We start from the raw sequence: 5,701 nt of genomic DNA, 5'->3' as shown, positions 1-5,701 counted from the left end.
TCTGGGCCCAGGCCTGGCGGCGGGCATTGCGGGCGGCGATGGCACGGTTGCGCCAGTGCTGCAGCGGCAGGCGGGCCAGGGGCAGGAGCAGCAGCAACAGGGCGTAGCCGATGGCGAATCGGGCCAGCCAGGCCGCGGGGGGCAGCCAGGCGGGCGTGATCGCCAGCAGCCACGGCGCGAGCACCAGCAGCGCACCGACGATCAGGCCATAGGCGGCCCGTTGCCCGACGCCGGCCCGGCTGAAGCGAAAGGCCCGCTCGCGCAGGGGCGGCACCGGCCCGTCAACCTTGGCGGCTCTGGCGGGCAGGGAGGGGAAGCCATAGCTCAGGTCCCCGTCCTCGCTCACCTCGGGGCGACCGTCGAAGCGCAGCAGCACCGGCAGCATGGCGGCATCGGCGAGGTCACGGCGGCGGTCGGGATCGGCGGGGCAGTCGGGCAGATCGAGCAGCGGGGCGAGGTCCTCGGCGATCACCACGCCACCGCGCTGGCGCAGGACGGCGCCGATGCGGCGCCAGCGCAGCGGCTCGAGGCGGGCATTGGGATCGCCATCGCCGAACAGGATCGAGAACACGGCGCTGAGGAAGCCCAGGGAGGCCGGATCGGCGCCCTCGCCGGGCAGGTCCCAGAGCAGGCTCCACAGCTGCTGCGGCGTGACAGAGGAGGAACCCCCGCGCGCCGGGGCCCGGAGGCCGGAGGCGAGCAGATCCAGGATCGAGAGGGGCACCTGGGCCAGCCCCTGCAGCAACGCCAGGCCGGCATCGTCGCCGTCGTCGCTGGTGAACAGCCGCACGATCAGCAGCACCGACAGGATCACCACCACCAGGGTGGTGACCAGCAGCAGCACCAGGCCGAAGCTGAGCCGGATCAGCCGGGCGGCCAGGCGCAGGACCGCCTGCAGCCGGGCCTGCAGGCGCCGGCGGCCGCTGAGGGCCAACAGCCGCATCCGCAGCGCCGGAGGGAAGACGAACAGCAGGGTGCCGTCCTCGGCCACCTGCAGATGGCCGGACACTTCGGCCACCAGGGCCAGCAGCCCCGGCTCCACCTCCTGCAGGGACAGCCCGGTGCCGGCGGCCGCCTCGCCGACACTGCAGCGGCGCCCGCGGTTGCCGATCCAGTCGAGCAGGGAGGCCTCAACCGGCATGCAGCCCATCCGCCGCCAGCTGCCGCAGGGCCAGCCGGTCGGTCTTGCCCACGGGGGTGAGCGGCAGGTCAGGCAGCACACGGATCTCCTCCGGCGCCTTGTAGCCGACGCGGGCCCGGACGAAGGCGATCAGTTCGGCTTCGCTGGGGGCGGGCTGATCGGGGCGCAGGGTGAGGTAGGCCCGCACGTTCTCGCCGTGCACCGGGTCCTGGATGCCGATCACCCCCACCAGATCCACGGCCGGATGCTCAGAGAGCGCCTCCTCCACCTCCTGGGGGCAGATGTTGGAACTGTCGTGGACGATGATCTGCTTGCGGCGGCCGCAGAACCAGAAATAGCCATCGGCGTCGATGCGCATCTCATCGCCGCTGTCCAGCCAGCCCTGTCGGATCGTGTCGGCGGTGGCTTCGGGGTTGTCCCAGTAGCCCACCATCTGGGACGGCGCCTGGATCCAGAGGCGCCCCTGCTCGCCCGGGGCCACCTCGTTGCCGTCGTCGTCGCGCAGGCTGGCGCTGAACCCCGGGCAGAGCCGGCCGACGGAGCCGATCCGGTTCGGGCCCGACGGGGGCGCCAGGGTGGCGTAGCCGATCTCACTCATGCCGAAGCATTCGTCGATCCCGAAGCCGGCCGCCCGGCGGAACTCCTCCTGCAGCTGATGGGGCACCTTGTCGCCGCCGCTGATGCAGAGCCGCACCGAGCCCAGATCCGTCGGCTGGAGCTGGTCATTGCGCAGCAGTTCGAACAGGGCGGCGGGCAGCATCAGCAGCAGCGAGGGCCGGTGGCGCCGCAGCAGGGTTTCCACCGTGGCCGCATCGATGCGGCTGGCGATCGCCGCGGAGGCGCCGGCGGCCAGGGCGGCCAGGACGAGGGCGCAGGAGGCGAGGTGGGCCAGGGAGCTGCCGGCCAGCACCTCCTCGCCGGCCTGGAGTTCGCTGGCCTGGATGAAGGAGGTGAGCACGGCGGCAAAGCTGGCGCGGCTGTGGGTCACGCCCTTGGGCCGGCCGGTGCTGCCGGAGGTGAAGAAGAGGAAGCAGGGATCGTCCGCGGCCAGGGCGGGCCAGGGCGAGGGATCACCGGTGGCGGGTGCCGCGGCCAGCAGGTCGCCGAAACCGGTGGGATCGTCGATGCGGTGGCAGCCCAGGGGCAGCCCGCCCGCCACGGCGCTGGCCCGCACATCGGCCAGCCGTTCGCCGTGGAACACCAGGGCCGCGGCGCCGCTCACGGTCAGCGCATGGTCGATCTCCGGGGACACATAGCGGTAGTTGAGCGGGGTGAGCACCAGGCCGCTGCGCAGGCCGGCCAGGTAGTGGACGACCAGCTCCACCCGGTTGGGGATCAGGGAGGCGATCCGGTCGCCCCGCCGCAGGCCCAACCGCTGGTAGGCCCTGGCCAGCTGCTCCGCCTGCCGGTCGAGCTCGGCCCAGCCGATGCTGTGGTCCAGATCCTGCAGCGCCGCTGCCGCCGGGTCGCGCCCCAGGCCCGCCTCCAGGAGGCGGGTCAGGTCGACGAGTGGGGCCAGGGGCGGGCCGTGGTGGGGCATGGGGCGCCGTAAGCCCGCCCACTCTGGCAACGGTTTGGGGTCGCGCCGCGGCTGCTGGGAGCGAGATGGGGAGCATTCGTGGGCCAGGAGATCGCCGGGGCTTCTCCTCCACCAGTGCCGCCCCCGTCACAGCCCAGCGAGGATGCCCCCGCCCCCCTCCGCCACCTACGAGCGCCTGCGGCAGTTCATCACCGAGCGGATGTGCATGAGCCCCATCTACCGACCGTTGATGCTCATTGAGCTGCTCAGGCGCCGTATCCCGGCCCTCAAAAATCAAGGCTGCCGATCACCTCTTCAATCGAGCAGCCCAGTTGGCTGGCCACGTCCTTGAGGATCTGCCGCAAGGTGCCGACCCTCAGGGGCTTGTGGGCAGGAATGGTGAGGTGCTGCTGCTGGCCGTCAGAGCTTCGGCTCAGCCGCATGTGACTACCTGTTTGACGGGTCAACACGTAGCCATGGCGCCGCAGGCGTTCGGCCAGGAGCTGGCCGTTGACGTCCCGCGGAATCCTCACAGGGCCAGCAGTTCCTGCCTCACGTGATGGAGGCGGATCAGGGGTGGCGCCTGGCCGGGATCGAAGTGGCAGACAACGGCGTCGCGAATCTCCTTGTGGAGGTCCTCAAGCGTGTCGGCCTCGGTGTGGATCGCCGCGGCAGCTGCGCTGGCCCGGAAGGAACCATCCTCCGCCTCCTCGACCACGAAAAGGATTTCCTGCATGGCGCCCTCCAGTGGCACCAGTCTTGCAGTGGTGGGCCGGATTCACCTTCAACGGCATCACCCGCTGCGAGAAGGGCACTGTCGACCTGGTGGGCGGCGAGCAGCTGAGCGACGCAGAGGGCGGCATCTGCTGGCACTGAACCGCCAGGCCTGCTCACGCCATTGGTTGGATTGGCACGATTGCCGGCAGCACGCTCACCAGAGCCTGCTTGGCCAGCTTCAAATCATGGCTGGCCTGCATCCGCAGCCAGAAGCCCTTGCTCAGGCCGAAGAAACGGCAGAGGCGCAGGTCGGTATCGGCGGTGATCGCCCGCCGACCCTTCACGATCGCGTTGATGCGGCTCTCCTGCACGCTGATGGCCAGCGCCAATCGGTACTGGCTGATCCCCATCGGCTTGAGGAACTCCTCCAGCAGCACCTCGCCCGGGGGCACAAGCATCACGTCAGTGGACGTCAACGATCTCGACCTCCTCTGGCCCGGCTTCCGTCCAGATGAAGCAGAGCCGGAACTGGTCGTTGATGCGGATGCTGTGCTGGCCATGGCGGTTCCCCCTGAACCGAGGCGAAGTCCATGGTTCTCCCGCTGCCCTGACGAATGCGCTCTGGCGCCTCCACCCTGTCGACCTCTGGCCCACGGGGAGACTGAAATAGGCGGCCACGCGGTTCTCCTCGTCGGCGACGACGAACGTTCGGGCTGAGCCAAACGACGCACGCCAGGAGGGGTCGCTCCAGGGGATAGCGGCTGGTGGCTCTTCTGCATCGCCGTGGACGTCGCCGCCGCGATGGGTGGACTAAACTAAGACTTAGTTCAGGGCGATCCGCCATGGAGCCGGTGAACATCCACCAGGCCAAGACCCAGCTCTCCCAGCTGCTGCATGTGGTGGAGCAGGGAGAGGAGGTGGTGATTGCCCGGGCCGGCGTGCCGATTGCACGGCTGGTGAGCTGGCAGGCTCAAGCCCAGCCTGTGGCAGCGCCCGGGGCGATGCGCGGCCAGATCCAGCTCGGTGCTGACTTCGATGCGCCACTGGATGGCCTGTTTGAGGCGCTGCAGTGACGCGGCTGCTGCTCGACACCCACGTGGTTCTGTGGTGGCTGAATGACGATCCGCGACTGCCGGAGCCTGTGGTGGAGCGCGTGCAGGCCCCGGAGGCAGAGGTGTTCGTCAGTCAGGCCTCTCTTTGGGAGATGGCGATCAAGGTGTCGATCGGCCGCTTGCAAGTGGATCTGCCCGAGTTGGAGCGCCAGGTGCCGCTGCAGGGCTTTCGCTGGTTGCCGATTCGCAACGCCCATCTGCTGGCGGTGGCGGAGCTGGAGGCCGATGCCGACCATCGCGATCCCTTTGATCGGCTGCTGGTGTGCCAGAGCAGGACGGAACCCATGCTGCTGTTGACAGCGGACCGCCAGTTGCGGCGCTACGGCAACACCGTGAATGTGATCGGATAGCGAGCGCGAGGAGCTGCCGTGCGGCCACCTTGGCGAAGGCCTACACCACCAACGCAAGGATCTGCCCCACAATCGTCATCACCTCCTCCAGGTGGGAGTCGTGCAGTCGCCCGATCGGATGCGGGCGAGCGCCCCTGGCGCGCCAGTCGAAGGATTTGAGTTGCTGGCAGAGCACATAGCGATGGGAACCCGGCCGATCGGGGATGGGGCCCAGGTCCACAGCAAGGGTGGAGCCACAGTTGTGAGGAGCTGTGGTCATCGCGCAGCCCACCACCAGGCCCACGGTGGTGTGGAAGGAAGCGGTGGAGAGCACCGCAAAGGGATGGTGATCCCTCATCTCGCGGCCGGCCTGGGGGTTGTGGTCGATCCAGATCACGTCGCCGCACCGGCCGGATCATCACGCCTCCCTCCACAACGGAGAGTTCCACGGCCTGATCCACCTGAAGCCGAGCCTCACGGGCAATGGAGGCGGGCAAGCGGATGCCGAGGCTGTTGCCCCAGCGGCGCAGGGCCTGGCGGGAAGGGGTGGCAACCATGGGACTCAATCGTATAGACAAAAGTATTGACGCCTCAAACGGCTGGGGCGGCAGACCAGCACCCTGAGCCGGGTTGGCTGCAGCCGTTGCACACCCACGCCAGAAGGGATCCCGTCAGGGGCGATGGCCTGGCGGGCCGCTCAGAGCCAGACCTGGACATGGCGCCCGGCAACCGCCAGCCCCGCCCCTGCGCAGGGCGTTGTCAAGCGACATCCGGAATTGGTCCTCCGGCGACATGAAATCTGGCCCACCCTGTGAGGCTGTAGCCCCGGCTTGTTGACGCCGTAGCCGGCGCCGGTTGGTCTTGCTCATCAGTCCATTGGGAT

8 protein-coding genes and 1 pseudogene are annotated in these 5,701 nt (G+C 69.1%); 2 read left to right on the top strand and 7 right to left on the bottom strand.

What is annotated here, in order from left to right:
- The 5 genes from VB737_RS14480 to VB737_RS14460 form a co-directional block, all read right to left on the bottom strand.
- Positions 1 to 1,141, bottom strand: a 1,141-nt coding sequence (locus VB737_RS14480; RefSeq protein ID WP_500313991.1) for a hypothetical protein, incomplete at its 3' end; no start/stop codon positions are given.
- On the bottom strand, positions 1,131 to 2,681 hold the full coding sequence (locus VB737_RS14475; protein WP_500313989.1) for a class I adenylate-forming enzyme family protein: 1,551 nt from the start codon (positions 2,679 to 2,681) through the stop codon (positions 1,131 to 1,133). The genes VB737_RS14480 and VB737_RS14475, both read right to left, overlap by 11 nt.
- Before the next feature lie 266 nt (positions 2,682 to 2,947).
- Entirely contained in the window at positions 2,948 to 3,193 is a 246-nt protein-coding gene (locus VB737_RS14470) for a type II toxin-antitoxin system HicA family toxin (RefSeq protein WP_500313987.1), read from the bottom strand.
- Positions 3,190 to 3,396, bottom strand: coding sequence for a 2-oxoisovalerate dehydrogenase (locus VB737_RS14465; protein ID WP_500313985.1), 207 nt, complete (start codon positions 3,394 to 3,396; stop codon positions 3,190 to 3,192). Before VB737_RS14465 ends, VB737_RS14470 begins: the two co-directional genes overlap by 4 nt.
- 154 nt (positions 3,397 to 3,550) lie before the next feature.
- Complete coding sequence (locus VB737_RS14460; protein WP_500313993.1) at positions 3,551 to 3,835, bottom strand: HigA family addiction module antitoxin; 285 nt, start codon at positions 3,833 to 3,835, stop codon at positions 3,551 to 3,553.
- Between the two features lie 393 nt (positions 3,836 to 4,228).
- On the opposite strand from VB737_RS14460, the gene VB737_RS14455 reads away from it, so the two are divergent.
- Complete coding sequence (locus VB737_RS14455; RefSeq protein WP_370515507.1) at positions 4,229 to 4,450, top strand: type II toxin-antitoxin system Phd/YefM family antitoxin; 222 nt, start codon at positions 4,229 to 4,231, stop codon at positions 4,448 to 4,450.
- Positions 4,447 to 4,839 carry a type II toxin-antitoxin system VapC family toxin gene (locus tag VB737_RS14450; RefSeq protein WP_500313982.1) on the top strand — a complete coding sequence of 131 codons (393 nt, stop codon included), beginning with the start codon at positions 4,447 to 4,449 and terminating at the stop codon, positions 4,837 to 4,839. Before VB737_RS14455 ends, VB737_RS14450 begins: the two co-directional genes overlap by 4 nt.
- A gap of 40 nt (positions 4,840 to 4,879) precedes the next feature.
- Here the strand turns inward: VB737_RS14450 and VB737_RS14445 are convergent, their stop codons facing one another.
- Both VB737_RS14445 and VB737_RS14440 read right to left on the bottom strand, forming a co-directional pair.
- The gene (locus VB737_RS14445) at positions 4,880 to 5,215 is read right to left on the bottom strand and encodes a type II toxin-antitoxin system PemK/MazF family toxin (RefSeq protein ID WP_500313981.1); all 336 of its coding nucleotides are present in this window, start codon (positions 5,213 to 5,215) and stop codon (positions 4,880 to 4,882) included.
- 58 nt (positions 5,216 to 5,273) lie between these two features.
- Positions 5,274 to 5,375: pseudogene (locus VB737_RS14440) on the bottom strand (AbrB/MazE/SpoVT family DNA-binding domain-containing protein); the annotation flags it as partial.
- Positions 5,376 to 5,701: the final 326 nt, after the last annotated feature.

It is taken from the genome of Synechococcus sp. BA-120 BA3, from assembly GCF_034931285.1.
Lineage (GTDB): Bacteria > Cyanobacteriota > Cyanobacteriia > PCC-6307 > Cyanobiaceae > Cyanobium.
This window is presented reverse-complemented; position numbering and strand designations above follow the sequence as displayed.

Excerpts from the sequence above, each read along its gene's own strand:
- VB737_RS14475 (WP_500313989.1), bottom strand. The coding sequence starts at position 2,681 with ATGCCCCACCACGGCCCGCCCCTGGCCCCACTCGTCGACCTGACCCGC.
- VB737_RS14465 (WP_500313985.1), bottom strand. The coding sequence starts at position 3,396 with ATGCAGGAAATCCTTTTCGTGGTCGAGGAGGCGGAGGATGGTTCCTTC.
- VB737_RS14460 (WP_500313993.1), bottom strand. The coding sequence starts at position 3,835 with ATGCTTGTGCCCCCGGGCGAGGTGCTGCTGGAGGAGTTCCTCAAGCCG.